The 26505-nt window shown below is 67.3% G+C and carries 22 protein-coding genes; 11 read left to right on the top strand and 11 right to left on the bottom strand.

What is annotated here, in order from left to right; translation table 11 throughout:
* Nucleotides 1-4: 4 nt before the first annotated feature.
* On the bottom strand, nt 5-1810 hold the full coding sequence (locus BN1313_RS05445; protein ID WP_091737503.1) for a DEAD/DEAH box helicase: 1806 nt from the start codon (nt 1808-1810) through the stop codon (nt 5-7).
* Between the two features lie 106 nt (nt 1811-1916).
* The gene (locus tag BN1313_RS05440; RefSeq protein WP_245620103.1) at nt 1917-2792 is read right to left on the bottom strand and encodes a class I SAM-dependent methyltransferase; all 876 of its coding nucleotides are present in this window, start codon (nt 2790-2792) and stop codon (nt 1917-1919) included.
* 186 nt (nt 2793-2978) lie between these two features.
* On the opposite strand from BN1313_RS05440, the gene BN1313_RS05435 reads away from it, so the two are divergent.
* From BN1313_RS05435 to BN1313_RS05415, 5 genes are all read left to right on the top strand, one after another.
* Entirely contained in the window at nt 2979-4262 is a 1284-nt protein-coding gene (locus tag BN1313_RS05435) for an MFS transporter (RefSeq protein WP_091737498.1), read from the top strand.
* A 97-nt stretch (nt 4263-4359) separates the two neighbouring features.
* Nucleotides 4360-5637 (top strand): MFS transporter, encoded by a 1278-nt coding sequence (locus BN1313_RS05430; RefSeq protein WP_176695907.1) that lies wholly within the window; start codon nt 4360-4362, stop codon nt 5635-5637.
* 12 nt (nt 5638-5649) lie between these two features.
* Nucleotides 5650-6270 (top strand): glutathione S-transferase family protein, encoded by a 621-nt coding sequence (locus BN1313_RS05425; RefSeq protein ID WP_091737493.1) that lies wholly within the window; start codon nt 5650-5652, stop codon nt 6268-6270.
* Between the two features lie 57 nt (nt 6271-6327).
* Nucleotides 6328-7761 carry an MFS transporter gene (locus tag BN1313_RS05420; RefSeq protein WP_218054314.1) on the top strand — a complete coding sequence of 478 codons (1434 nt, stop codon included), beginning with the start codon at nt 6328-6330 and terminating at the stop codon, nt 7759-7761.
* 119 nt (nt 7762-7880) lie between these two features.
* Nucleotides 7881-9146: an MFS transporter gene (locus BN1313_RS05415; RefSeq protein WP_091737487.1), complete on the top strand. Its 1266-nt coding sequence runs from the start codon at nt 7881-7883 to the stop codon at nt 9144-9146.
* Here the strand turns inward: BN1313_RS05415 and BN1313_RS05410 are convergent.
* Nucleotides 9143-9886: an alpha/beta fold hydrolase gene (locus BN1313_RS05410; RefSeq protein WP_091737485.1), complete on the bottom strand. Its 744-nt coding sequence runs from the start codon at nt 9884-9886 to the stop codon at nt 9143-9145. The genes BN1313_RS05415 and BN1313_RS05410 overlap by 4 nt on opposite strands.
* A gap of 229 nt (nt 9887-10115) precedes the next feature.
* Here BN1313_RS05410 and BN1313_RS05405 point away from each other — a divergent pair, with 229 nt between their 5' ends.
* Nucleotides 10116-11486 (top strand): aromatic ring-hydroxylating oxygenase subunit alpha, encoded by a 1371-nt coding sequence (locus tag BN1313_RS05405; RefSeq protein ID WP_176695906.1) that lies wholly within the window; start codon nt 10116-10118, stop codon nt 11484-11486.
* A gap of 63 nt (nt 11487-11549) precedes the next feature.
* Here BN1313_RS05405 and BN1313_RS05400 read toward each other — a convergent pair whose 3' ends face one another.
* Nucleotides 11550-12965: an MFS transporter gene (locus BN1313_RS05400; RefSeq protein ID WP_218054313.1), complete on the bottom strand. Its 1416-nt coding sequence runs from the start codon at nt 12963-12965 to the stop codon at nt 11550-11552.
* A gap of 219 nt (nt 12966-13184) precedes the next feature.
* Here BN1313_RS05400 and BN1313_RS05395 point away from each other — a divergent pair, with 219 nt between their 5' ends.
* Complete coding sequence (locus BN1313_RS05395; RefSeq protein ID WP_091737480.1) at nt 13185-15542, top strand: TonB-dependent receptor; 2358 nt, start codon at nt 13185-13187, stop codon at nt 15540-15542.
* 93 nt (nt 15543-15635) lie between these two features.
* Here BN1313_RS05395 and BN1313_RS05390 read toward each other — a convergent pair whose 3' ends face one another.
* The 7 genes from BN1313_RS05390 to BN1313_RS05360 form a co-directional block, all read right to left on the bottom strand.
* Nucleotides 15636-16352 (bottom strand): response regulator transcription factor, encoded by a 717-nt coding sequence (locus BN1313_RS05390; protein WP_176695905.1) that lies wholly within the window; start codon nt 16350-16352, stop codon nt 15636-15638.
* A 137-nt stretch (nt 16353-16489) separates the two neighbouring features.
* Entirely contained in the window at nt 16490-16723 is a 234-nt protein-coding gene (locus BN1313_RS05385) for a hypothetical protein (protein WP_091737475.1), read from the bottom strand.
* A complete protein-coding gene (locus BN1313_RS05380) occupies nt 16707-16901 on the bottom strand; it encodes a hypothetical protein (protein ID WP_091737473.1) in 195 nt (64 codons plus the stop codon). The genes BN1313_RS05385 and BN1313_RS05380 overlap by 17 nt, the downstream gene beginning before the upstream one ends.
* 91 nt (nt 16902-16992) lie before the next feature.
* Entirely contained in the window at nt 16993-18951 is a 1959-nt protein-coding gene (locus tag BN1313_RS05375) for a porin family protein (protein ID WP_141653073.1), read from the bottom strand.
* A gap of 88 nt (nt 18952-19039) precedes the next feature.
* Nucleotides 19040-20383 carry an MFS transporter gene (locus tag BN1313_RS05370; RefSeq protein WP_091737468.1) on the bottom strand — a complete coding sequence of 448 codons (1344 nt, stop codon included), beginning with the start codon at nt 20381-20383 and terminating at the stop codon, nt 19040-19042.
* 71 nt (nt 20384-20454) lie between these two features.
* Nucleotides 20455-21447 carry an aldo/keto reductase gene (locus BN1313_RS05365; protein ID WP_091737466.1) on the bottom strand — a complete coding sequence of 331 codons (993 nt, stop codon included), beginning with the start codon at nt 21445-21447 and terminating at the stop codon, nt 20455-20457.
* 109 nt (nt 21448-21556) lie between these two features.
* On the bottom strand, nt 21557-22078 hold the full coding sequence (locus BN1313_RS05360) for an MOSC domain-containing protein (protein ID WP_091737464.1): 522 nt from the start codon (nt 22076-22078) through the stop codon (nt 21557-21559).
* A 292-nt stretch (nt 22079-22370) separates the two neighbouring features.
* On the opposite strand from BN1313_RS05360, the gene BN1313_RS05355 reads away from it, so the two are divergent.
* The 4 genes from BN1313_RS05355 (at nt 22371) to def (ending at nt 26268) form a co-directional block, all read left to right on the top strand.
* Entirely contained in the window at nt 22371-23348 is a 978-nt protein-coding gene (locus BN1313_RS05355) for an alpha/beta fold hydrolase (protein WP_091737461.1), read from the top strand.
* Nucleotides 23349-23418: 70 nt separating this feature from the next.
* Complete coding sequence (locus BN1313_RS05350; protein WP_245620102.1) at nt 23419-25212, top strand: SLC13 family permease; 1794 nt, start codon at nt 23419-23421, stop codon at nt 25210-25212.
* A gap of 259 nt (nt 25213-25471) precedes the next feature.
* A complete protein-coding gene (locus BN1313_RS05345; RefSeq protein WP_091737459.1) occupies nt 25472-25684 on the top strand; it encodes a hypothetical protein in 213 nt (70 codons plus the stop codon).
* Between the two features lie 47 nt (nt 25685-25731).
* Nucleotides 25732-26268, top strand: a complete 537-nt coding sequence (gene def, locus BN1313_RS05340; protein ID WP_091737456.1) for a peptide deformylase — start codon at nt 25732-25734, stop codon at nt 26266-26268.
* The last annotated feature ends 237 nt before the right edge of the window (nt 26269-26505 follow it).

Below are 26505 nucleotides of genomic sequence, written 5' to 3'. Positions count from 1 at the left end.
CGGGTCAGGCCTTGTCGCGCTTCTTCTTGTAGGGCGGCGGCCCGGCGCGACCGGTCGGCGGCTTGCGCGGTCCGCCCGGATGCGGCCCGCCCGGCTTATGGCCGCCTAGTTTCGGGCCGGCCCGGTTCGGGCCGGGACGCTTTGGGGCCGGGCCACGGCTGGGCGCGGGGCCGTCAACGGGCGTGATCGGCGCATCGCCGTCGGCCGTCCGCTGGACCGCAGCGCGGAAGCGCGCATCCGCCTCCGTCGAGATTTCGAACAGGGTCTCGTCCGGGAAGATACGGATTTCGCCGATGTCGCGCTTGGTCACGTGCCCGTGGCGACAGATCAGCGGGATCAACCACTTGGGGTCAGCTTTGTCGACGCGACCCACCGGAATGCGGAACCAGGCGCCGCCCGTCGGCCGCGCCTCGCGTTCGGCGCGGGGATCGTAGACACGATCTGCGCCGCGCTCCGGCCGCTCGCGCGGGCCCGCCCGCGGCGCGCGCGGACCGTTTTCGCCGCCGCCATCGAAGACATCCTCGGGCTCGGGCAGTTGCGAGCGGTAGAGGCGCACCAGGCTGGCGGCGATAGTTTCGGCGTCGGAACCCTCGAGCAGGCGGCGGCCGAGCGCCAGGTCTTCCTCGGAGGCCGGCTCCTTCAGGACGGCGCTGTCCAGCAGCCGTTCCTGGTCACGCTTGCGCACCTCATCGGCCGTTGGCGGGCCCGACCAGTAGGCGGTGATCTGGGCCGAGGCGAACAACTGCTCGACCTTGCGCTGGCGGGTGTAAGGGGCGAGCACGATGGAGGTGCCCTTGCGGCCCGCGCGGCCGGTGCGGCCGCTGCGGTGAAGCAGGGTCGGCTTGTTCTGCGGCAGGTCGGCGTGGATCACGAGGTCCAGGGCCGGCAGATCGAGACCGCGGGCGGCGACATCGGTCGCCACGCAGGCGCGCGCATGACCGTCTCGCAGCGCCTGCAGTGCGTCAGTCCGCTCCTTCTGGCTGAGCTCTCCGGAGAGCGCCACGGCCTGGAAACCGCGTTCGCGCAAGGTGCCATAGAGGTGGCGGACCGCTTCACGGGTGGCGCAGAAGATCAGGGCCGAAGGCGCGTCGAAGTAGCGGAGGAGGTTGACCACCGCATGCTCAATCTCGTTCGGCGCGACGCGGACGGCGCGGTACTCGATGTCGCCGTGCGGCTCGTCGCGACGGACAGTGTCGATGCGTACGGCGTCGCGCTGATAGCGGCGGGCGAGCGTCGCGATCTCGCGGGCGATGGTCGCCGAGAACAGCAGGGTGCGGCGCTCGGGCGGCGTGGCGTCGAGGATCTCCTCGAGATCCTCGCGGAAGCCGAGGTCGAGCATCTCGTCAGCCTCATCGAGGACCACGATCTTCAGGCTGGCAAGGTCGAGGTTGCCCCGCTCCAGGTGGTCGCGCAGGCGGCCGGGGGTGCCGACGACCACGTGGCAGCCCGCGTTCAGGGCGCGCTGCTCGCTGCGGGCGTCCATGCCGCCGACGCAAGTGACGATGCGCGCGCCGGCCGGGGCGTAGAGCCATCCCAGTTCGCGGCTGACCTGCAGCGCCAGCTCGCGGGTCGGGGCGACCACCAGGGCGACGGGCGCGTCAGCGGGCCCGAAACGCTCGGCGTCGCCCAGCAGGTCGGCGCCGGCGGCCAGGCCGAAGGCGACGGTCTTGCCCGAGCCGGTCTGGGCGGAGACCAGCAGATCGGCGCCGCGCGGCGTATCGAGAATGGCGGCCTGAACCGCGGTCGGTTCTTCGTATCCCTGCGCTTTCAGAGCTTGGGCGAGCGCGGGGTGGGTGTTCGGAAACGGCATCAATATCCCTGTCGCGCTCGCGCACGCCCCGGCGGGGCGCGACGCAGCGCGGCGGGTCTATAGCAGCATTTCGTCCGTTTGCGGCGCGCTGTGGCCGCAAGGCGCCCTAGGTGGGCTTGCGGAAGCGAAGGGTCATGCGGTCGCTCTCGCCGATAGCCTTGTATTTGGCCGGGTCGAACGCGGGGTCCTTAGGCTTGTCCGCCGGGCCGGTCGAGTTGGTCGGCGGCAAGGTCCAGACGCCATAGGGATGGTCCTTGGTGTCCTTCGGGTTGGCGTTGATCTCGGACTTGCCGTCGAGGACGAACCCCGCCCTGGTGGCGGCCGCGATCACATAGGCCTCCGACACATAGCCATCCGAGGCGCCATCCTTCATCGGCCGCGGATCCGAGCGATGCTCCTCGACGCCAAGGACGCCGCCCGGCTTCAACACGGAGAAGAAGTCGGAGAAGACCGCGTCAATCCGTCCTGGCGTTCCCATCCAGTTGTGAACGTTGCGTGCGGTGAACACGACGTCGACCGAATTGGCCGGGCCGAAGCCGCGGGTCTGGGCGCCGAAGGGGACCACCTCGACCTTGCCGTAGGTCGCGGCGTCAGCGAAGCGTTGCTCGAACCGCCGGCGGGCGGCGCGGCTCTGGTCGGTGGCGCCTGGGCCCTCGATCACTGGGCCAGTGCCGATGTAGCGGCCGCCCGTCTTTGCGGCGTAGGGCGCGAGAATCTCGGTCCACCAACCGCCGCTCGGGCTGATCTCGAGGATGGCGGCGCCCGGCTTTACGCCCCAGAACTGCAAGGTCTCCAGCGGATGGCGCCAGGCGTCGCGCGCGCGGTCGGCGGGCGTGCGCTGCGCGCCGGCGATGGCGGCGGCCAGCGCCGGATCGGCCGCTTGGGCGGCGTGGTGCTGGTGCGTCTGGGCGCCTGCCGGCAGGGCCGCCGCCAGGGGCGCAGCGATGATGAGGGCGGCGATCAGCTGAGGTGTCAGGCGCATCATAGGCTCCGGATTCGGGTCAGGCGGCATGACCCGGGCAGAATGTGGCGGCTTTGTGGCCGCGCCTGACGTCCCACTCGGATGGATGATGGCCCAGTTTCCAGGCTGGCCCGGGGAACCCCCAGCCGCTAACACCGGCGACAAGGCCTGCGCCAGTACGACCGGCCATCGTCCAGGGATGATTGAGTGATCGAAGCGTCGACGAAGCCCGCCAACCCGCACGGTCTCACCGGCACTTTCAACATGCTCTCCCCGGCCGCCCGGGTGCTCGTGATCAACCAGTTCTTCATCTCGTGCGGCTTCACCATGGTGGTGCCGTTCCTGGCCATCTACCTGACCAAGGACCTGGGCATGGCCACCGCCCTGGTCGGCCTGATCATCGGCCTGCGGTCCTTCTCGTCGATGGGCATGTTCCTGGTCGGCGGGACCCTCGCCGACCGGATGGGCGCCCGGCCGACCATCATCCTGGGCTGCATGCTGCGGATTATGGGCTTTGGCCTGTTCGCCCTCTCCGCCTCGCTGCCGGCGATCATCATCGCCACGCTGCTGACCGGATTGAGCGCCGCCTTCTTCACCCCGGCCGGCCGCAGCTATCTGGCGGCCGAGACCGCCGGCCACCGGGCCGAAGCCTTCGGCCTCTTCGCCATCGCCGGCAATGCGGGCAACCTGATCGGCCCGGTGATCGGCGGCATGCTAATCGCCGTCGACTTCCGCATCGTCAGCGCCTCTGCTTGCGTGATCTTCGTCATCCTGGCGCTCATCCAGGTGGTGTTCCTGCCCGAGCGGGTCATGGAGAGATCGGTCAACAGCCTCTTCCAGGACCTGGCCCGGGTGGTGCGCAACCGGCGCTTCCTTATCTTCTCGATCGCCGGCGCGCTCTACACCATGAGCTCGCTGCAGGTGACCTTCGCCATGGCGCTGGAAGCGCACCGGGTCACCGGCCGCGACGATTCCGTCACCCTGTTGTTCATCGCCTCGGCGCTCTGCGGCATGGCGATCCAGGTTCGCATAACCCGCTGGTGCCGCGCCAACATGACCAGCGGCCAGTCCCTGGGTCTGGGTTTCGTCCTGGCGGGCCTCTGCTGGATCCCGATCATCCTGGCCGGGCCGTTCGTGCCGACGCACCATACGCCCCTGCCGATCCCGCAGGCCGCGTTGTGGATGACGCCAGTGATCCTGAGCGCCATGATCCTGGCGGCGGGCAACGCCATGGGCCAGCCCTTCACCATGGAGCTGATGCCGGTGGTCGGCAGCGAGCGGATGATCGGCACCTACTATGGCTACTACAGCCTGATCACCGGGCTGTCCGCCGCGGTGGGCAACGCCGCGATCGGGGCGATGATGCGGCCGGAGATTCCCTATCTGCGCTGGATGCCCTTCGTCATGCTGATGGTGTGCTCACTGGCCGGCGCCGCCCTGCTTCGGATCATGCAAAAGCGCGGGTTGCTGGAACCCAACGCGGCGGCGTGAGCCTCCTCACGACGGGATCAGGTTGACGCGCGGCGACCCACCCTGCATTCGGGCGCGGAGCAACAGGAGCGGCGCCGGCGGCGACCGGTGAGGAATCTTGACGGACGCGGTGAAGCCAGACAAGCCGCCGAGCCTGATCGCGAACTTCCGTGTTCTGACGCCCGTCGCCCAGGTCCTGGTGCTGAACCAGTTCTTCGTCATCGCGGCCTTCACCATGGTCGTGCCGTTCCTGGCGATCTACCTGTCCAAAGACCTGGGCCTGGCGCCGGCTCTGGTCGGCCTGATCATCGGCCTTCGGACCTTGACCTCGCAGGGCATGTTCCTGGTGGGCGGCAGCCTGGCCGATCGCATGGGCGCCCGGCCCACCATCATCATCGGCTGTTGCCTGCGAGTCCTAGGCTTTGGGCTGTTCGCCATATCGACGGCGACGCCCGCGATCATCATCGCGACCTTGCTGACGGGGTTCAGCGCGGCGCTCTTCCAGCCGGCCTGCCGCAGCTATCTCGCCGCAGAGACGCCCGGCCGCCGCGCTGAGGCGTTCGGTCTGTTCTCGGTCGCTGCCAACACCGGCACCTTGATCGGGCCGGTGATCGGCGGCCTGCTCTTGGCGGTCGACTTCCGTGTCGTGGCCGGCGTCGCCTGTGGCGCCTTCGCCCTGCTGGCGATCTACCAGACCGTCATGCTGCCCAAGCGCGCTTTCGAAAAGCCCGGCAGCACTCTGATCCAGGACCTGACCGAGGTGGTTCGCAACCGCCGCTTCTTCGTCTTCGCGATCGCAGGCGCGCTCTACATGATCAGCGCCATGCAGCTGATGTTCGCCATGGTGCTGGAGGCCAATCGCGTCACCGGCCGCGACGATTCCGTCACCCTCTTGTTCCTGGCCTCGGCCATCTGCGGCATGGCCGTGCAGAGCCGCATCAGCCACTGGTGCCGCCAGCGACTGAACAGCGGCCAGGCGATGGCCCTGGGCGTGACCCTGGCCGGGCTGTGCTGGGTTCCGATCATGGTGACGAGCCCATTCCTTGCGACCCACCACACGCCGCTGCCGCTGGCGCAGGCCCTGCTGTGGATGTCGCCGGTGATGCTGGGCGCCATGATCTTGTCGGCCGGCAACGCCATGGGCCAGCCCTATACGATGGAGCTGATGCCGGCGGTCGGCAGCGAGCACCGGATCGGCACCTACTTCGGCTACTACAGCCTGATCGCCGGCTTCGCCTCGGCCGGCGGCAGCGCCCTGGTCGGCGCGCTGATGCGGCCTGAGGTTCCCGCCTTGCGCTGGGCGCCCTTCGCCGCCCTTATGGCCGTCGCGCTGACCGGCGCAGTGATCATCCTGGTCATGCAGAAACGCGGCCTTCTGGAGCCGCGCGACGATTAGGAAAGGCAACCCATGTCCGCCACCGGCCTGACCATCTATGGCGCCCACTTCAGCCGCGCCGCCCGCTGCATCTGGCTGGCCGAAGAACTGGGCGTCGCCTTCGAGCATGACCCCATCGCCTACGCCGACCCGGCGTTGAAGGCGCCGCCCTACGTGACGCGCGCGCCTATGGGCAAGGTGCCGGCGATCGACGACCATGGCTTCGAGCTCTGGGAGTCCATGGCGATCAACTACTATCTGGCCAACCAGGCGCCGAACGCGCTTTGGCCCGCCGACGTCCGGAGCCAGGCGCTGATCATGCAGTGGTCCTTCTGGGGCATGGCCGAGGTGGAGAAAGCTGGCATCGCGGCAGGGCTCCACACCGGCATCCTGCCGGCCGAGCAGCGCAATCCAGAAACACTGGCCGGCGGTATGAAGGTGCTGGCCAAGCCGCTTTCGGTGCTGGAGCTGGCGCTCCACGGACGGGATTATCTGCTGGGCGCGGACTTCAGCCTGGCCGACCTGAACGCCGCCTCGATCATGTGGCCGATGCACGCCGGAAAGACCGATTTGACCGCCTGGCCGCGCGCCGCCGCCTGGCTCGATCGTTGCCTGACCCGGCCCGCCGCGATCAACGCCTTCGCCCTGCCTTAAGGATCAACAGCGCAGCGTCGTGCGTTCCGCCCTGGACCGTTGCACCAGGGGGACGGCTTGAGCGCGACCTTCACGACACGCATACCGGCCAGGCTCGACCGACTGCCGTGGAGCCGCTTCCACTGGCTGGTGGTGGCGGCGTTGGGGATCACCTGGATCCTTGACGGCCTGGAGGTGACGCTGGTCGGCGCCCTGTCACCGGCGATACAGAGCCGGGCGGGCCTTGGGCTCACCGCCAGCCAGATCGGGCTGGTCGGCAGCGCCTATATCCTGGGGGCCGTGCTGGGCGCGCTGGTGTTCGGTCGGCTGACCGACAGCCTCGGGCGCAAGCGGCTCTTCACCATCACGGTCGCGGTCTATCTGCTGGCGACGATCGCCTCTGGGTTCGCCTGGGACTTCTGGTCCTTCGTGCTGTTTCGCTTTCTGACGGGCGCCGGCATCGGCGGCGAATATGGCGCGGTCAATTCGGCGATCCAGGAGCTGATCCCGGCGCGGCGGCGCGGCTATACGGACCTGGCCATTAACGGCAGCTTCTGGATCGGCGCAGCGGGCAGGGCGATGCTGTCGGTTGTGGTGCTGGACCCGGCGCTCCTGCCGCCGGAATGGGGCTGGCGCGTCGCCTTCATCGGCGGCGGCCTCCTGGCGCTGATCGTCATCTATATCCGCCGCTATATTCCGGAGAGCCCACGATGGCTGATGACGCACGGCCGCGGCGCCGAGGCCGAGCGGATCATCGCCGAGATCGAAGCCCATGTCGTCCGCGACTCCGGCGCCCCACTGAGCCCGGAAGACAGCCTTCCCGCCATCCACCTGCATGAGCGCGGTCGCACGCCGTGGCTGGAGATCGGCCGTGCGCTCATCCGCACCTATCCCAAGCGGACGATCCTGGGCCTCACCCTGATGAGCAGCCAGGCCTTCTGCTACAATGCGATCTTCTTCACCTACGCCCTGATCCTCAGCAAGTTCTACCAGGTGCCGGCGCAGCATATCGGCTGGTTCATCCTGCCGTTCGCGCTGGGCAATGTGGCGGGGCCGCTGATCCTTGGCCGGTTCTTCGACACCATTGGCCGGCGGCAGATGATCGGCGCGACCTACGCCATTTCCGGGGTGCTGCTGTGCCTGAGCGGCTGGATGTTCGCCAACGGCATGCTGACCGCGGTCACCCAGACCATCGCCTGGATGGTGATCTTTTTCTTCGCCTCGGCGGCGGCCAGCGCCGCCTACCTGACGGTGGGCGAATGCTTCCCGCTGGAGATCCGCGCGATCACGATCTCGCTGTTCTACGCCTTCGGCACCCTGCTCGGCGGGGTGGCGGGCCCGGCGGTGTTCGGGGCCCTGATCGATGCGGGCGAGCCTGGGCAAATCCTTTGGGGGTACCTGTTGGGCGGTGGCTTGATGATCGCCGCGGCCGGCGTCACCGCCGCCTTCGGCGTCGCCGCCGAGGGCCGGTCGCTGGAGGAGGTGGCCCCGCCGCTCAGCCGCGTGCTCTAGCGCTAAACTGGGCCATTGCCCGCGGTTTTGGGCAGACAAGCTTGCTCTCGGCCCACTGCCGCCGCTACTCCCGCGGCGACGGTCGAGCACAAGGCCGCACGCAGGGAAGAACGCCTCGGATGAGTTCGCCAGACCGCCCCAAGGAGACGAGCGCCTTCGCTGCGCTGTCGCCGGCGGCCAAGATGCTGGTGATCAATCAGTTCTTCATCAGCTTCGGCTTCAGCCTCGTCGTCCCCTTTATCGCCGTCTACCTGACCAAAGGGCTGGGCCTGGCGCCGGCCCTGGTCGGGCTGATCATCGGTCTGCGGATGCTGTCGTCCAACGGCATGTTCCTGTTCGGTGGCAGCCTTGCCGACCGGATCGGCCCCCGGCCCATGATCATCATCGGCTGCGCCATGCGGATCGTCGCCTTCGGCCTCTATGCCCTGTTCACCTCGGTGCCGATGATCATCCTGGCGACCTTCCTGGCCGGCCTCGCCACCGCCTTCTTCAACCCGTCGATCCGCGCCTATCTGATGGCCGAGACCGTGGGACGGCGCGCTGAGGCCTTCGGGGTCTTCGCCGTAGCGGGCAACGTCGGCGCCCTGGTCGGGCCGATCGTCGGCGGCCTGTTGCTGGCGATCAACTTCCGCTGGGTGGCGGCGGGCGGCTGCGCGCTCTTCACCCTTTTGACCATCGCCCAAATCTTCCGGCTGCCCGCGCAGCGCAAGCTCGCCCTGTCCGGCAACGTCCTGGGCGACTGGCGCGAAGTGGTGACCAACCGGGCGTTCCTGGTCTTCACCGTCGCGGGGGCGCTGCTGACGCTGCTCAACACCCAGCTTGCCTTCGCGATGGCCCTCGAGGCTGGCCGAGTGAGCGGGCGCGACGACTCGGTGACCGCGCTATTCGTGGTCTCGGCGCTGGTCACCATGGCGCTGCAGAGCCGCGTCACCCGCTGGTGCCGCTCCCGCCTGCGCGGCGGTCAGGCCCTGGCGATCGGCATGGCGCTAACGGCCCTGGGCTGGGCTCCGATCATGATCTCAGCGCCGCTAATGGAGACGGTTCATGGCGCAACGCCGTTGTTGAAGGCGCTTTGGCTGATGTCGCCGGTGCTGCTCGGCGCGGTCGTCATGGCCCTGGGCGGCGTCCTCGCCCAGCCCTTCACAATGGAGCTCATGCCTCTGGTCGGCAGCGAGCGCCTCGTAGGGACCTACTATGGCTACTACAGCCTGATCGCCGGCCTTGCGGCCGCCGGCGGCAGCGCCGCCATTGGCGCCACCCTGAACTGGACCGAGCCGCAATTCCGCTGGATCCCGTTCGGTATCCTGCTGGCCTTGGGGGTGGTCGCCACGCTCATCACCATGGCGATGGAGAAGCGTGGCGACTTCGCAAGCTCAGCGGCCTAGGCCGCCCGCGCCATATGCGCGCGCAACGTCGGGAAGAACTCCTCTGGCGCCGCAGCAGCCAGGGCGCCCTTGGTGTTCGCCCGGATCCACAGCCAGGAACCAGGAATATTCTGGTAGAGCTCCAGGCAATGCTCGATCGGATGGACCACCTCGCGTTCGTCGCCGCGCAGGATCAGGGTCGGGATCGTCACGCTCTTCGAGAGCTCGCGCAGGTCAAGGTGCGCCTGCAGCTCAGGCTGGTTACGGATGGCCGAATAGTTCGCCAGCACCGTGCGCCAGTCCGCGCCATGTTGAGCTTCGCGCGCGGCCTCTTCCTGAGGCGTGAGCTTCGCGCCGCTGTTGATGTTGGTGTTCAGTTGAGCGTTGGTGTCGGCGCGCATGGCGATGATGGGCCGCTCCAGAATGAGGCTTTTCACCTTTTGCGGATAGTCGATGGCCAACCGCAGTCCGATGCGCGCGCCCAGGCTGACACCGTAGATATGCGCCTGTTCGACGCCCAGGTGTTCAAGCAAGGCGACAGCGTCGTCGATCCAGGCCGACGGCGACATCGACGCCACATGCTCGCTCTTGCCCATGCTGCGCAGGTCGGGCGCGATCACCCGGTGCGTTTCGGAGAGGCCGGCGATGTGAAGCGCCAGAGAGGCGTTGGTTTGAGCTGCGCCGTGCAGCAGAAGCACGACTTCGCCGGCGCCCTGATCGATCCAGTGGTGGCCCGCTCCATTAATCTCCGCAAACGGCATCTTGGCGTCTCCCCATCTTGTTATTGCACGGTGTAAGTTAAGCGCATTCGACGCCCCTGGAAAAGCGGCTCGCTGCAGTTCGCGCCAAATCCGCACGCGAAAAGGTGACTTGCGCAGTCAACGCTCGACGTTCATGCAAAAGCATGGATATAGGACCCATAAGGTTCCGACCGCTGCGATCGCCCGCTGCGGCATAAGCGAAACCGATGGACAGCAATCAGGAGACGCAATGCTTCGCGACAGCAGCAGGCCGTTCCACGACTATGTGGACCCGGAAAACGGCACGGTCGACCGGGTGATTTTCTCGGACCAGGCCATCTACGAGATGGAGCTGGAGCAGATCTTCGCGCGCGCGTGGAACTTCATGTGCCACGAGACGCAGATCCCCAAGCCGGGCGACTTCTTCCTGAGCTTCATCGGCGAAGAGTCGGTGATCGCGACGCGCGACAAGAAGGGCGAGCTTCAGGTCCTGCTGAACTCCTGCCGTCACCGCGGCAATGCCGTCTGCCGGGCGGAAATGGGCAACGCCCGCTCGTTCCTGTGCACCTATCACGGTTGGACCTATGGCCTCGACGGCCAGCTGATCGGCGTCCCCGGCTACAAGGATTTCTACCACGAGCAACTCGACAAGTCGCAGTGGGGCCTGGTGAAGGCCGGCAAGGTCGCCAGCTACAAGGGCTTCGTCTTCGCCACCATGGACCCGGAAGCCCCGGACCTTGAGGAATACCTCGGCGAGGTCGGCCGCATGGGCATCGACCTTGTGGCGGAACGTGGCGATCAGGTCGCCATCGAAGGCGTCCAGAAGAACATCATCGGCTGCAACTGGAAGCTCGCCGTCGACAACCTGTTCGACTGGTATCACGTGCAGATCAGCCACGCCTCGGCGATGATGTCGGGCTACAACAGCCTGCGCCGTCCCCCGGTCGATAAGGACGGCAACCCGATCGCGGTCGGCCCCGGCACCGCCGATCCGAACGCTCACCGCGTGCTGCTGGGCGAGTATGGCCACGCCATCAGCGGCCCGCGCATCACGCCGGCGCAGCGCGAACAGATGGCCCTTATGGGCGACAACCCGCCGCCGTTCCTGGACGAGCGTTGGCGCGATACGCCCTCGGCCAGCGCCGCTCTCGGCGAGGCCGGTCGTGACACCCGCGGTCACCCGAACATCTTCCCGAACCTGTGGGTCGCCTCGGGCGGCACTCAGCTTTCATTGCGCCTGCCGAAGGGCCCGACCGGCTGCGAAATCTGGTGGTTCACGGTCATCCCCAAGGACCTGACGGACGACGTTCGCAAACAACGCATCACCAACGCCAACCACACCTTCGGCCCCGCCGGCATGCTCGAGCAGGACGACGGCGAAAACTGGGACCAGTCCACTCGCCAGACCATGGGCGTCGTCGCGCGTCGCTATCCGCTGAACTTCTCGATGAACAAGGGCTTTGGCCAGTGGACGGAGATGGAGAACGGCAAGGTGATCGACACCCACATCAGTGAGCACGCCCAGCTGTGGACGTACCGCGCCTGGGCCGACTGGATGGACGCCGCCAACTGGGCCGAACTGAAGGCTCAGCGTACGCTGGTCCCTGCCGAAGCGGTCTAGCCGCCGACGGAGCGTTGAACTGCAGGCGCCGCCGGGCCTCCCGGCGGCGCTTTTGCGTTTAGGTCAGACCGCGTCCTCGAGCACCTCAGGCTCGGGCTCACGCACCATCGGCGTGGGCGGCGCGCGCAGGCGCGAGAGGCTGACCAAGGCCGCGATCACCGAGCCGGCCGCGGCCACGTATAGAGCCACCTTGGTCGGCTGCCCCGGGACCAGATGGAAGAGCAGAACCATCACCCCCGCGCCGATGGTCTGGCCGAGCAGACGCGCCGTCGCCAACATGCCGCCGGCCGCGCCGCTGCGTTCGCGCGGCGCCGAAGAGACGAGCGTCCGGTTGTTCGGCGCCTGGAAGAAGCCGAAGCCGACGCCGCAGAGCGTCATCCGCCAGATGATGTCGAGATGGGACGCGCCCGGGGCGATCATGGCCACCAGCACCAGCCCCACCGCCATCACCGAGAGACCGAATGCGCCGAGGATCCCTGCTGGATACCGGTCAGACAAATAGCCCGCGACGTTCGCCGACACGCCCGCCGCGATCGGCCAGGGCGTCATCAGCATGCCGGTTTGCACGACGGGGATTTGCAACGGCCCCTGGAAGTAGAAGGGAATGGCCAGGAAGGCCAACATCTGGGAGCCAAACGAGGCGATGCCCGTCGCCACGGAAAGCCGGAAGATGCGGATGCGCATCAGGTCAAACGGCACGAGCGGGACGGGCTTCTTCAGCTCTCTCATCGACAGGAAGACGCCGGCGACCACGCCCGCCGCCAGTTCACCCAGGGCGAGCGGCGTCACATCATGGGCCAGGCTCGACCCACCCAGAAGGAGGCCTCCCCAGGTGACCCCGTTCAACAGCGCCGAGAGCGGATCAAATCGGTGCCCCGAACCCTTCGTCTTCGGCAACGACCAGAGGCCGAGGATGAAGGCGGCCAGCAGGAATGGCGGGTTGATAGCGAAGAGCCACTGCCAGGGACCGATCGCCAAAATGGCGCCGGCGATCGTCGGACCGAGCGCAGAGAAGACCGCGATGATGACGGCGTTGAAGCCGATGCCTCGTCCCAGCATTGAGGAAGGGTAGGTGAAGCGCACCACGGCGCTGTTGGTCGCCGAACAACAGGCGCCGCCGATGCCTTCCAGGCACCGCATGACGGTCAGCATCTCCATGGAGTTGGAGAGCGCGCATCCCACGGCGCCCAAGGCGAACAGCGGCAGTCCCGCCAGAAACACCCTGCGATAGCCGATGGCGTCGCCCAGGGCCGCCATCGGCAGCAGGAACATGACCATCGAGACCTGGTAGGCGTTGACCACCCAGATCGATGCGGCGTCTGTCGACTTCAACGCCTTGGCGATGGTTGGCAGGGCGATATTCGCGATGGACTGGTCGAGAACCGTCATGGCCATGACCAGGGCGATCGTGAGAATCGACAGGTAACGCTGGGGAAGCGGCAGGCCGTCAGGCGCTTCCGCGGCTGGCTGAGCGGTCAAATGTGGCTCCCCGGACACACCGGGTCGAGGGCCCGGCTTGAAACGTGGATAAGCCGTCCCCTCGCCGTTTCGCAAGGCCCATTGGGAGGACGTTAATTTATGATGCCAAAATGACAGTCTGTTGGAGCTTTCGTCAGGAAAGCTTCAATTAACCGACGTGGGTCGGAGCTAAGCGTCCCCCCGGGCAGAGAAAGCCCATCAACGGGGGATATCCGACTAATGCGCCTTTCCAACCGCCGCCGGGCCCTGCTGCTGACGAGCGTTGCGACCATGTTCGCCGCCGCCGCTGCGCCCGCGCTCGCCGCCGATGACGCCTCGGAAGTGACCGAGATCATCGTCACCGCGACCAAGCGTGAAACCAACCTGCGCGAAACGCCGATCGCCATTTCGGTGATGAACGCCGAGGCGATGGACAACAGCCAGGTCCAGTCGCTCCTCGATATCGCCGCCAGCATCCCCACGCTGCGCATGACGACCTTTGAATCGCGCTCGACGGCGCTGACGGTCGGCATTCGCGGCATCGTCCCGGGCGACGCCAACCAGCCTGCCCGCGAACAGGGCGTCGGCATCTATCTCGACGGCGTCTACCTGGGCCGCCAGCAGGGCCTGAACACGGGCATGCTGGACCTGGAGCGCATCGAGGTGCTACGCGGCCCGCAAGGCACCCTGTTCGGCCGGAACACCGAAGGCGGCGCGGTGAGCCTCGTGACCCGCCGGCCCACCGGGGCCTTCGGCCTGCGCGCTACGGCCGGGGTCAGCAACTACAACGGCTACAACGGCGATGTTCACCTGGACCTGCCGGAAGTGGCGGGCGTGAGCGTCAAGGTCGACGGCGTGATCCAGCACCGCGACGAGACGACTAAGAACCCGATGGAAGGCCAGCTGGGCTACAACTACCTCGACCGCCACGGCTTCCGGATCTCGGCCCTCTGGAACCCGACCGACAAGGTCGAGGTGCTCTACGCCTATGACAACGGCCATTCGGAATCGACGCCGTTCCTCAGCCAGCTGATCAACTACAACCCGAACAACCTGACCGTATCGTCAGCCTTCCCGCGGCCGTCCGGCACGATCTCGCCCCTGGCCCCTGGAATCGGCGTCCATCCGGAACGGGTGAAGGTCGCTGACCTGGGCGTGCCGCAACAGGCCAGCATCGACAACGTCTCGGGCCATACGCTGCGCGTTAACTTCGACATCAACGACGATATCGAACTGCGCTCGATCACCGCCTATCGCGACGTGTCTGTGCAGCAGTACGACAACGCCGGCGCCGCGGCCCGCCCGCCGGTGTTCCAACCGAACGCGCCCGAGGGCAACTCGGCGCGCAACTTCTCGCGCTACAGCCTGTCCGACCTCGAGCAGTTCCAGCGCAGCCAGGAATTCCAGCTGGTCGGTTCAGCCTGGGAAGGCCGCTTCGAGTACGTCGTCGGCGCCTACTACTTCTTCGAGAAGGCCTGGGAAGAGGCCGCGACGCCGAGCACCCTGACCTACGTCGGCTCGAACGGAAACTACGTAGTGCGTGACCCGAAGGTCGCCGGCATCACCCGCGGCTTCCGCGCGATCGACCGCGGCAGCGTCGCCAAGTCGACCAGCAAGGGCGTCTTCGTCCACACCGTCACCACCCTGCCGGTGGCCAACGATGCTCTGAAGCTGACCCTGGGCGGCCGCTACACGGACGACCAGAAGGAAGGCACGCTCTACAAGGTCAGCAACGTCGCCCGTAACTTCGGCTTCGAGTTGAACGAGAGCCGCTTCGACCCCAGCGCGACCCTGGCCTTCGACGTCAACGACGCCGTGAACGTCTACGCCACCTACGCCACCGGCTATCGCGCCGGCGGCGCCAACTCGCGCTCGCTGACCTTCGCGCCCTTCGAGTCCGAAGAGGTGAAAAGCTATGAAGTGGGCCTGAAGGCGATCTTCTTCGACCGCGTGAACTTCAACCTGGCGGCCTACAAGATGGACCGAACCAACACCCAGATCGAGTTCACCCTGGTCGCGCCGGACCCGATCACCGGCAACACCCGCAACACGGTTGAGACCGTCAACGCGCCGGGCAAGGGGACGGTCAAGGGCATCGAGCTCGATATGCAGACGCGCCTGACCGAGAACCTCCAGGCGACCTTCGCCTACGCCTATACCGACACCAAGCTGCCGCCGGTCCGTAACCCCTTCCCGGCCTCGTCGCTGTGCCCGGCCTGCGGCACGGTCCAGCAAGTCTATACGATCTACACGCCCAAGCACGCGCTCAGCGGCGCCGTAGATTACATCCAGCCCCTGGACTTCGCCGAACTGCGCTTCCACCTGGACGCCAACTATTCGACAGGCACGCAGAGCTTCGAACAGTTCGCCCAGAAGACGGACAACGCCTTCCTGGTGAACGCGCGCGTCTCGCTAGCCAACTGGCAGGTCGCCGACGCCCAGAACCTGACCTTCTCGCTCTGGTCGCGGAACTTGCTGAACAACAGCTACATCTACCGCCGCTCGCCGGAGAACCGCACGGGCTCCAACGCGATTGGCGACTACGCGAACTTCAACGAGCCGCGCACATTCGGCCTCGAGATGACCTACCGCTACTAGGAACGTCCCTGTACGCATCGCCCCGGGTCGTGTCGCGCGGTCCGGAAAGAAACCCGGGTCGCCGTCGCGGCCCGGGTCTTCTTTTGCCTTCGGCTATTTCGGACGGCTGAGCAGTTGGTAGCCCATGCCGCGCACTGTGCGGATCGGATCCAGTTCGCCCGGCCCGACCAATCGCCCGCGCAGCCGGCGGATGTGGACCTCCACCAGATTGGCGCGGGGCGCGGCGCTAAGGCCCCAGACCGCCTTCAGCAGCATCTCGCGATTCACCACTTCGTCGGGCCGGCGCATCAGTTCGCTGAGCAATCGGAACTCCAGCCGCGATAAGGAAAGGACGCGGCCCGCGCGAACGGCCTTCAGGCGCTGCGCATCCAGCTCGATATCGCCGACGCGGATGACGCCCCCGGTGAGGCTCGCATCGGGCGTCTCGCCCCCGGCGGCGCGGCCAGCGGCCCTGGCCTCGTTCCGCGCCCTCGCCGCGGCGCGCAGGCGCGCCTCGATCTCGGCGGGATCAATCCCCGCCCCCAGCACGTCGTCGGCGCCCGCTTCAAGGGCGGCGATCCGCTCTTCGGGGCCCGCCTCGCCGCTCAGCACGACGATCGGCGTGACCACGCCCTCGGCGCGCAGGCGTTGGATGAGCGCCGTGGTGGACAGGGCGAGAGTCAGGAGGATGAGATCGAAGCGGACGCTGCGAACCAGATTTTCCGCCTCATTGCGTCCGCCCGCAGCCACGACCTGGTGGCCATAGGTCTGCAGCACCATCGTCAGGTGATGGGCGGCGGCGAGCGCTGGCGCGGCGGAGAGGATCAGCACGCCGGACATCCTGCGGCGACGGCGGGACTTCTACGGGCCTGGGCGTCGAGCGCGAAAGATGTGGTGATCATGCTCATGCGTGCGGCTTCGGGCTGCCGGTCGGCGCTAACTGCGTCACCCGCCGCGTGAAGTATAGCCTAGGCCGCGAAATACGCCGAAGTCGCCCCCTTGAAGGCGGTTTGCGCGTCGCGGCCGCCACAGCCCGCGCAGATCAGGCGGCGACGGACGGCCTGTGTCGTCGCCCAGCCGCCCAGACGCGTGATCGCCTTATCGCGCGGCCAGCGCGCCTGACGGCGGCAGGCCTTGCAGGCGATGACCACGACCTCGCCCGCCGCCAACCGCCGCTCAAGGATCTCAAACACGGTCTGCACGGGTTGTGGCGCCGCGTGAGGCAAGCAGCGCCCGGTCGAGCTCCGCCAGAGCATCACGCAACCGGTCCAGAGCGGCGACCGCCTGCGGATCGTGCCCATAGAACCGCTGGGCCACGATAATGTGCGCCGGCAGGCCTCCGGTCGCGAGGATGATCTGGTCGATCGCTTGAGACAGCATGGCGCAGTCCTTTCCGTTCCCCTTATGTTCCGACGTTGACGCCGCCGTCAACGGCGCGCGCGCGCGAAGCTGTGGATGGAAAAAACGGGGCCTAGAAGTCCGTCGTCAGCGTCGCCACGAAACGGCGGGGCGGCGTCAAGGTCATGCCGCCATTGGCCGAGACCAGCCAGCGTCGCGTGTCGGAGATGTTCTGGACCTGCAACCGCAAGGTGGAGGCCGCGCCGCGGATCTTGAACCTGTAGCGCCCGCCGAGGTCGAGGCCGGCGCTCTGCTTGATGTGAAGCTGCTTGCCGCCCAGCTCGCTGTAAAGGCGCGTCGAGACCGCGCGGCCGCCCGTGTAAATGACCCCAGCCTCGAACGAGAGCGCAGTATTCCATGGAGGGCGATAGTCCAGGTTCACGCGACCGGTGCGGCGCAGCTGGCCCACGGGATCAGGCCCGATCAGACCCGAACGGACGGCCTCGCCGGACACGCGGGGCTTTTGCAGGACATAGCCGACGACGACGTTCAAGCCTGGCAGGACCTCGCCACTCAGCGAGGTTTCGATCCCGCGATGGCGCTCGACGCCGAGTTCGCGCCAGAAGCGCGCGCCGTCCAAGCTAAAGTAGGGCTTCTGAATGTCGAAGTAGCCGACCACCAGACGCAAACCCGGCTTCAACACATAGCGCAGACCGACCTCCACCTGCTTGGTGTGGATCGCCGGCGGCGCTTCCTGGGCGTTAGCGGCCACCTCGGGCGCGGCGGGCGCTTCCTCCAGACCCCGGGTGAAAGCGCCATAGAGCGCGAGCTTGTCGCTGACGCTCAGCGAGGCCGAGCCGTTCCAGAACAGGGGGCTTTCCCTGGACGTCGACTTGGGACCGAACTCCGGCGTCAGGGTCTTCTCGTAGCGGACCTTCTGGACGCCGAAGCCGACCTCGCCCAGGCCACGGCGGGCGAGCGCGTAGCTGACGCTGAACTGCTGCTGGCTGATGTGATCGTCGGTCTCGGCGCCGTAGCTCCAGATGGGCTCGGCCGGCGCGTTATGCTGGCCGATCAGGGACGGACCGAAGTTGGCCACGGCGCCGCCGCCGTAGTTGCGTCGAACATCGCGGGCGCGGAGCGAGAAATGGACGGTGTGGCGCAGGTTCTCACCAACGAAGACGCCCGAGAGACGCGCTTCGCCGGAATCGCTGATGTAATGGAACGGACGCTGATTGGCGAAGCGGCGAATCTGCGCCACGCCGTTCGCATCGGTGTTCAGGTAGGCGTCGGAAATCGGCCCGTCGTCGTCCTGGATGAAGTGGAAGACCCCGCCCCGCAGCGTCCACGTCTTGTTCAGGGCCGCGCTGCTGACCAGGCCGAAGTGTGTGAAGACCGTGCGGTTTCCCGTCCAGTCCGGGGTGAAGTTCTGGGCCTTGGGCTCACGCGGCAGGACCGGGCCGCCTGCGAAGGTCAGGGGGCCCGCAAGGTCGTGCCAGCGAACGAAATGTGTGGCGAAGGGGCGGATTTCGACACCCTCGCGCGGACGCCAGCGTGGCGAGATCGCCAGGCCGATACTCTTCAGCGTGTCGTCGGCCTGCGGCTCCTGCTTGTTGATGTAAGCGCCGTAGGCGACGCCGAAGCGGCCCGGCACGATCAACCCCTGCGCGTCGAACTCGACGGAATAGGCGCCGTGGGGGCCGACACTGGTCAGCAGGCTGTGCACCGGCCGGTCGCCGACCGGGCGCATGCCGAAGTCGATGATGCCGGTGGGGGCCGGGAACGGATAGCTCTGCGCAGTCAGGCCGACGCGGATCTGCGAGCCGGTGATCAGGCGCGGATTGAAGCCGAAGGGCGCGTCGGCATAGAGGCCATCCAGGCGCACATTGCCGGCGGTCGTTGGGGAAAAGCCACGGGTGTCGGCCCCGGAATAGACGCCCACCTGTTCAGAGCCGATGTTAGTGCCAAAGGCGTCGCCCGCCGAGCGCGCGGCGTTCTCCTGCGCGCGTTGCGCCTGGGCCTCACCTGCTCCGCCCAGCGCGAGAGCCAGCAGCAGGGCAGGCGAAAGAGCGCCCATCAGTCTGGCTTTCACGCGTATCCCCCCAGTACTCGCGCCCGCTTCTTCTTAGGGGTCGCGTCCTCAGCTTAGCAGCCGTTCGCGCAGGCGAAAGCCCAAGCGTCTAGATGTTGCCTTCGTCGGCCTGTTCCAGAGTCGCCATGACTGTGTCCTCGCGGGTTGCGGGCTGGGCCGCGGCGCGGCGGAGCGCCGGACTGGCGAAGGCGAAGACGAGCATGCCGGCGAGCAAAACGACGTTGAGCAGGAACGGCGCGGCGTGGTGGCGCTCGTAGACCATGATGAAGGCCGGCGCGAAGACGATGGAGATGCCGTTGACCGCCGCCACGGCGCCGGCGACGCGGGCCTGATCGGCGTTGCCGACAGCGATCGAAGAGCCCGCCGTAAAGCCCGGCCGGGCGAGGCCCGCACCCAGGCTGGACAGGGCGAAGCCGACGACGACGGCCGAGTAGTTCGGCGCAAAGGCGACGATGATGTTGCCCACGGCCAGGAGGCCCGCGCCCCAGCGCAGCAGGCTACGCGGGGTCATCTGGAACATGCGGATCAATCCCCACTGCGCCAGCAGGGCGGCGACCGCGCCGAACATCATGGCGACCGCGATCAGGCTTTGAGCCTGGACCGGCGTCATGCCGAGCTTGTCGATGATCAGGAAGCCCAGGGTCTGAGCCTGGGCGGTCTGACAGGCGCCGGTGACGAAGCCGTAGATCAGAAACGGCGCCACGCGCGGGTCGCGCCAAAGCGTGGCGGCCTTCACCGCGGGCTTGGCCGCGACCGCTGAGGCGGCGGCCGAGGCCTTTTGCTCACCGCGGCGCGGCTCCGGCAGATAGCGCCACAGGACGACCAGGATGACCGCGGCGATCAGGGCGAAGCCGAACAACGGGCCGGCCAAGCCCAGCACCGGCAGGATGAACAGCGGCGCGATGAAGGGCCCCAGAACCGTGCCCATCCCGAAAGCCCCGGCGAGATTAGCGATCGCCTGGGTGCGGTTTTCCGGCGCGGTGCGCTCGGCCACATAGGCCTGGGCCGCCGGGTTCGAGGCCGAGCCAAACACGCCGAACAGGGCGCGGGCGACCAGGAACAGGCCGAAGATCACCATCGGCGGCGCCAGGTGGCGCAAGCCCGCGGCGACGACCACGCCGCTGATCGCCATGGAGACGACGAACCCCGTGATGCCGATCATCATCAGGGGCTTGCGCCCCTTCTTGTCCGACAGCTGCGCCCAGAACGGCGACATGGCCGCCCAGGCGATCGCCGAAAGCGAGAAGATCGCCGCCACCATCGGATCAGGAATGCCGATCGACCGGCCAATCGCCGGCAGCACCGAGATCAGCCCGGTGTTGCCCATGGCGGTGGCCACCGACAGCGAGCAGATAATCGCGAAGACCGTGCGCGACAGGCCCGGCTTTACGGCCGCCGCCGCCTTCGGATCGGCCTGCGAGGGGACGGACATGGAACGGTCTCCGGGCGGGCTTCAGCTAATCGGCGCCGTCCTTGCGCGTGCAACGACTTGAACTCAAGAGGCTACCGCTCCGCATCGACTGAGCGCCAGCGGACGGTGAGAGTGTCGAGCTTGGCCTTCAGCTCGGGGTCGAGCTTCACGTCGAGGGCGGCGAGGTTGTCCTTGAGCTGCTCCGGCTTGCTGGCGCCGATGATCGGGGCAGTGATGGCGGGGTTGGCCATGACCCAGGCGACGGCCAGCGTCACCGGCGAAAGGCCAGCCTCGGCGGCGAGGCGGCCAAAGGCCTCGACGGTATCGAACTCGGCGTCATGCCAGTAACGGCTCTGGTAGTTGCCCGCGGCGGCGCCCAGGGTGAAGCGCGTGCCCTCGGGCGGGGCGGCCTTGGGGTTGTGCTTGCCCGTAAGCAGGCCGCCGGCGAGCGGGTTATAGGGAATGACGCCGATACCCTCCTCCAGGCAGAGCGGCAGGAGGTCGCGCTCGAAGTTACGGAACAGGAGATTGTAGCGCGGCTGGACGGAGGCGACCTTGATCAGGTTCTTCACCTCCGCGCGACCCAGCAGGCGGGCGATCTTGGTCGCCGGCCAGTTGGAGAGGCCGACGTAGCGGGCCTTGCCGCTCTCAACCACGCGGGTCAGCGCCTCCAGCGTCTCGTCCAGCGGTGTCTTCGGATCGTAGGAATGGAGCTGATAGAGGTCGACGTAGTCGGTCCCGAGGCGCTTCAGCGAGGCGTCGATAGCCTCCAGGATATGCTTGCGGCTGGTCCCCTGGTTCCAGGGTTTCACACCCATGGCCCCAGTGCACTTGGTGGCCAGGATGAAGTCCTCGCGCTTGCCCTTCAGCCACTTGCCGATGATCTCCTCGGTCTTGCCGACGTTCGAAGCGCCGCCGCCCAGGGGATAGACGTCGGCGGCGTCGAGAAAGTCGATCCCGCCGTCGGCCGCCGCGTCGAGGATCGAGAAGCTCTGCTTCTCATCGCACTGGAAACCGAAGGTCATGGTGCCCAGCGCCAGGCGCGAGACGGGAAGGCCGGTGCGGCCGAGCTGGACATACTGCATGGGGAGATCCTTGGGCGGGGGCGTGGCTCAAGTATCGGTCGCGACACCGCGCGGACGCAAGCGCTCACCCCGGCGGCGAAGCCAGTCGTACATAAGCCCTGGCCGTCCGTCAGACCCGCCGGACGACATCCCCTACCCGCGCCTGGCCGCCCCCCAGGACGCGGGCCGTGAGGCCGCCGCGGCCGCGGAGCGCATTGTAGCCACCCTCGCCCAGAACCTCCTCCATGCGCGAGCAGGGGTGGCATTCGCCGGTGATCTCCAGGAGCACGTCGTCGCCGACGGCCAGATGGCGGCCCTTCAGCGCGGTGAGGTTCAGGCCTTCGACGACGAGGTTGCGGCGGACAAGCTCGGGCGGCAGGGCCGGCTCGGGCCGGTCGAGGAAGCGGGCGACCGCGGCCAGGTCTTCGGCGGCGATCAGGGTGACCTGCCGCTTGCCGCCCTGCCCCGCCAGATCGGTCCGGCCGCCGTACCGGTCGCCGATCAGACCCTGGTCGGGCGAGCAGCGGACGGCGTCGACAATCTCGATCCCGCCGCGCCGCTCGGTGCGCAGGCCGATCCAGGCCAGACGGCCGGGGCGCACGGGCGCGTCCAGCAGGCGCTGCAGGGTCGAGGACGGGTTGAACGCGCTCATAGGCCGAAAGTGGGGACGGTGCGACGCGCGTTCCAGGCGCCTCAAAGGTTCCAAGTCGGGCGCCGCATCCCATTCCGCCCAAAGTCGGCGCGGCAATTGCCCGCCGCCTTGCGCACGCGGCTCTCGCCGGCCAAGGCGGCCTGACGAGGTCGAGGCAGGGGCGCCGAATTCTGCGGCGCCGTCCTCTCCAAATGCGAGACGCAGACGCCTGGATGGCGCGCGCCCGCATGCATCCTTGTGCGGCGGAGCACAGCGTGCGCCCATCAGAACATAATGATGGGTGGATATATCAATGGATTATCTTCTTGTTCGTGGCCGGGCCGGCGCTCTGGCTATCCTGGCGGCAGCCGCGCTCACCACAGCCGCGCCCGCCTTCGCTGCGGACCCGCCCAAGCGGGAATGGCCGACGCACCTGCGGCACGGCTATGTCGATATGCGCTATGGCCAGCTGCACTACGCCATCGCTGAACCGGCCGGCGGATCGACCAAGGAGCCGATCGTCCTGCTTCACCAGTCGCCCAACTCCTCGGTGGAATACGATGCGCTGACGGCCGAGCTGGGCAAGGATCGCCTGGTGATCGCCATCGACACGCCGGGCCACGGCGGTTCCGACGGGCCGATGACCCAGCCGACCATCGAGGATTACGCCGCGGCCGTCGCCGAGGGCCTGACCAACCTGGGCTTCGGGGCCAACAAGCCGGTCGCCATCTTCGGCAACCACACCGGCTCGCGGATCGGCACGGAGTTGGCGCTGACCCACCCGGAGATGATCAGTCACGTGATGCTGGGCTTGTCGCCCTACGCCCTGATCGACGACAAGCTGTCGGCCAAGCTGCTCACCGAAGTCCACCACCCGACGTCGGGGGCCGACCTCTTCGCCACCTTCTGCCCGAGCGTGCCCCGCCGGATCTCGCAGACGGACATGACGGCGATGGCCGATCCGGTGTGGGCCAAGATCGCGGTGGAGTCGCTGCGTGGGATCACCCGGCAGGAGTATGGCCATGCCGCCGCCTATGAATATGGCCCGCGGTTCAAGACGCGCCTGCTCGGCCTGACCCAGCCCGTGCTGCTGCTGGTGATCGACGATCCGATCGACGCCAGCGTCTACCAGTCCGACAAGACGGCCGCGGACATGAGCAACACCCTGAAGCCGCAACTGACCAAGGCCAAGCGCGTCGAGATCTTCAACAACGGCTTCCACAACGACGTCTTCTTCGGCCGGCCCGCCGAGATCGCCGCCGGCTTCGGGGCTTTCGTCGACAAGAACTGACTTGGACGCCGCCTGTGCAGCACACGGCGGTCTGGCGCGTTAGCTGGACCGTCAAGGCGCAGGAGGCGGCGTGGGGATCACACTTCAGCAGGGGCTGGCCTTCGGCCTCGTCGCGGCGACCGTCGTCGGCTTCCTGCTGGGACGCTGGCGCTATGATCTGATCGCGCTGGCGGCCCTGGTGACGGGCCTCGCAATCGGCGTGATCCCGGCCGAAGACGCTTTTGACGGCTTCCGCAACGACGTGACGATGATCATCGCCTGCGCCCTGGTCGTCAGCGCGGCCTTCGCCAAGTCGGGAATCGTACAATTCGCCCTGCAACGCCTCCTACCGCTGCTGAAGACCGAGCGCAGCCAAGTCCCTGTCCTAACTGCAGTGGTGACTGTGCTGTCGATGTGCACCAAGAACGTCGGCGCGCTCGCCATCATGCTGCCGGTCGCCCAGCAGATCAGCCGGCGCACCCAGACTTCGCTGTCGCGGCTTCTAATGCCGATGTCGTTCGGGGCCATGATCGGCGGCCTGACCACGCTCGTCGGAACCGCGCCGAACATTATCGTTTCAGAGTCGCGCCAGGAGCTCCTGGGCAAGCCGTTCGGCATGTTCGACTACACGCCCGTGGGGCTGATCCTGACAGCCTGCGCCCTCATCTTCCTTAGCTTCGCCTACCGTCTCTTGCCCGACCGCATGGCCGGCCAGACCTTGGACGCCGCCTTGGAGGGCAAGACCTATCTGACGGAAATCGCTGTGCCCGAGGACTGGCGGCACGGCCGCATGCGCCTGGGGGAACTGATGGGCCTGGCCGAGGGCGAGGTCGCGGTGATGGGCATGATGCGCGCCGGCAAGCGCCGGCCGACACCCCACCCGAATACCGTCATCCTGCCTGGCGACGTCTTGTTGGTTGAAGGCGCCCAGCAGGCGCTGGACGACTTCGTCGTGCGCAGCCGCCTGCACCTGACCCGTCGGGACAGGCCCGTCGCCATGGATGGGCCTACCGAAGAGGTACGGGCGGTCGAGGCGGTGATAGGCGCGAATTCACCGCTGATCGGCGCCTCCGCGCGGACGACCAACCTTTACGCCGCCCATGGAGTGAACCTTCTGGGGGTGAGCCGCAGCGGCTTTCGGTTGACCCAACACCTGCGAACGGTGCGGTTGAAGGCCGGCGACCTGCTCTTACTGCAGGGCGCAGAGCTCAGCCTGCCGGCGGCCCTGCAGGCGTTGGACCTGCTGCCCCTGGCCGAGCGGGAAGTGCGCCTTGGCGGGGTGCGCCAGCGTTTCACCGCCGCAGGAGTGCTGGCTGCGGCCATGATCATGGTGGCCTTCGGCGTCATCCCGGTCTCGGTCGCCTTCTTTGGCGCCGCCGTCATCATCGTGGCCCTCGGCGGCCTTAAGATGCGCGAGGCCTATCAGGCGCTGGACGGACCCTTGCTGGTGCTGATCGCCTGTCTGATCCCTGTAAGCGACGCGATCCAGAAGACCGGCGGCGCCGACCTCGTCGCCCATCTGCTGTCCGGAGCGTTCGGCGCCCTGCCCGGCGTGGTCGCCATCGGCGCGGTGATGTTGGGCTCGATGGCGGTGACGCCGTTCCTCAACAACGCCGCGACCGTGTTGATCATGGCGCCGATCGGAGCCAGCCTGGCCAAGACCCTAGGCTTCAACCCTGACGCTTTCCTGATGGCGGTGGCGGTGGGCGCGGCCTGCGACTTCCTGACGCCCATCGGTCACCAGTGCAACACACTGGTCATGGGCCCTGGCGGCTATAAGTTCGCCGACTATCCGCGGCTGGGGGCGCCGCTCAGCCTAATCGTGCTGCTGGTCGCGCCGCCGGCCATCGCCCTGTTCTGGCCCCTGGGGAGCGCCGCTCAATGACCGCCACGCCACCGCCAGTTCGCCGACAGGCTCCATCGCCAAGATGGCGGAGGCGGCTTACCAGGTGGCCAAACAGGCGCGCAAAGGTCAGCGAAAGCGCCCAGCATCTGGAAGCCTCCGCCGGCGCCATCGTTGAAAGCGCCGACCGGCAATTGATCAGTGCGGAACGTCGCACGGTGTTGGCCGCGAACCGCAGCCTTTTGGCGGCCGAGCGGACGTACGCCGCCTGGGTGCGGCCGGGCTGGCTAGCGGCGCAGCCGTGCGGCCGCTGCTGGAAGACCGCTGGGCGCACGGGGTCGTATTGCTGACGGCGAGCGTGTTGCTGGATTTCGCGGTGTTTTACTTTGTCGCCACGGTCTGGCGACAGACTCAGGAGGACGAGGCGCCTCCGCGACCGCAACTGCGCCGCGTACCGACGTGGACGCTAATCGTCGCCAACACCGCGCCAGCCTCGCCGCCCTGGCCGCCCTGACCGAAATCTGGCTGGCGGGCGACTGAAGCTTCTCGGATAGTGCGTCCATGATCAGAGACATTCTGAAGATGGGCGACCCCCGCCTCCTGCGCGTCGCCCAGCCGGTGGCGGACCTGGGCGATCCTGAGCTCAGGACCATCATCGCCGACATGTACGAGACCATGCACGACGCCAAGGGCGTAGGCCTGGCCGCCCCGCAGATCGGCGTCGACCTGCGGCTGATGATCTTCGGCTTCGACAAGAACCCGCGCTATCCGGACGAAGCGCCGGTGCCGCTCATCACCCTGATCAATCCCTGGATCGAGGTGCTGACGGAAGAGACAGAGGAAGGCTGGGAAGGCTGCCTTTCGGTGCCCGGCATGCGCGGACTGGTGCCGCGCGCCAACCACATCCGCTATGGCGGGACGCTGGAGAATGGAACCGACGTCGCGATCGAGGCCCGCGGCTTTCACGCCCGCGTCTTCCAGCACGAGTTCGACCACCTGAACGGCGTGCTCTACCCGATGCGGATCACCGACATGACCAAGTTCGGGTTCATCGAGGCGCTGTTCCCGGACGGACCGTTGGCGGGCGTGGAAGAGTAGAAAGTGTTCCCTCGCACCGTCATACTGAGCAAATTGGAGATCGGGCGGGCCCTCGCCCTGGCGTACGCCGCGTTCGTTTTGGGCATGACGGCAAGCCCCAATTGGCTCCAACTATCCTCATGGTGCGGTGTGCTGGCTGCGTGAGTAGGAACTGACGCAGAGACTTGGCGGCCCAGGCATCCCCGCAAAACCGTCGCCCCTTGACGCGATTGAGCTAGACCACGCCGCGCGCTGCGC

It is taken from the genome of Phenylobacterium immobile (ATCC 35973), from assembly GCF_001375595.1.
Lineage (GTDB): Bacteria > Pseudomonadota > Alphaproteobacteria > Caulobacterales > Caulobacteraceae > Phenylobacterium > Phenylobacterium immobile.
The sequence above is the reverse complement of the archived record's forward strand: the minus strand, read 5'-3'. Positions and strand labels throughout refer to the sequence as shown.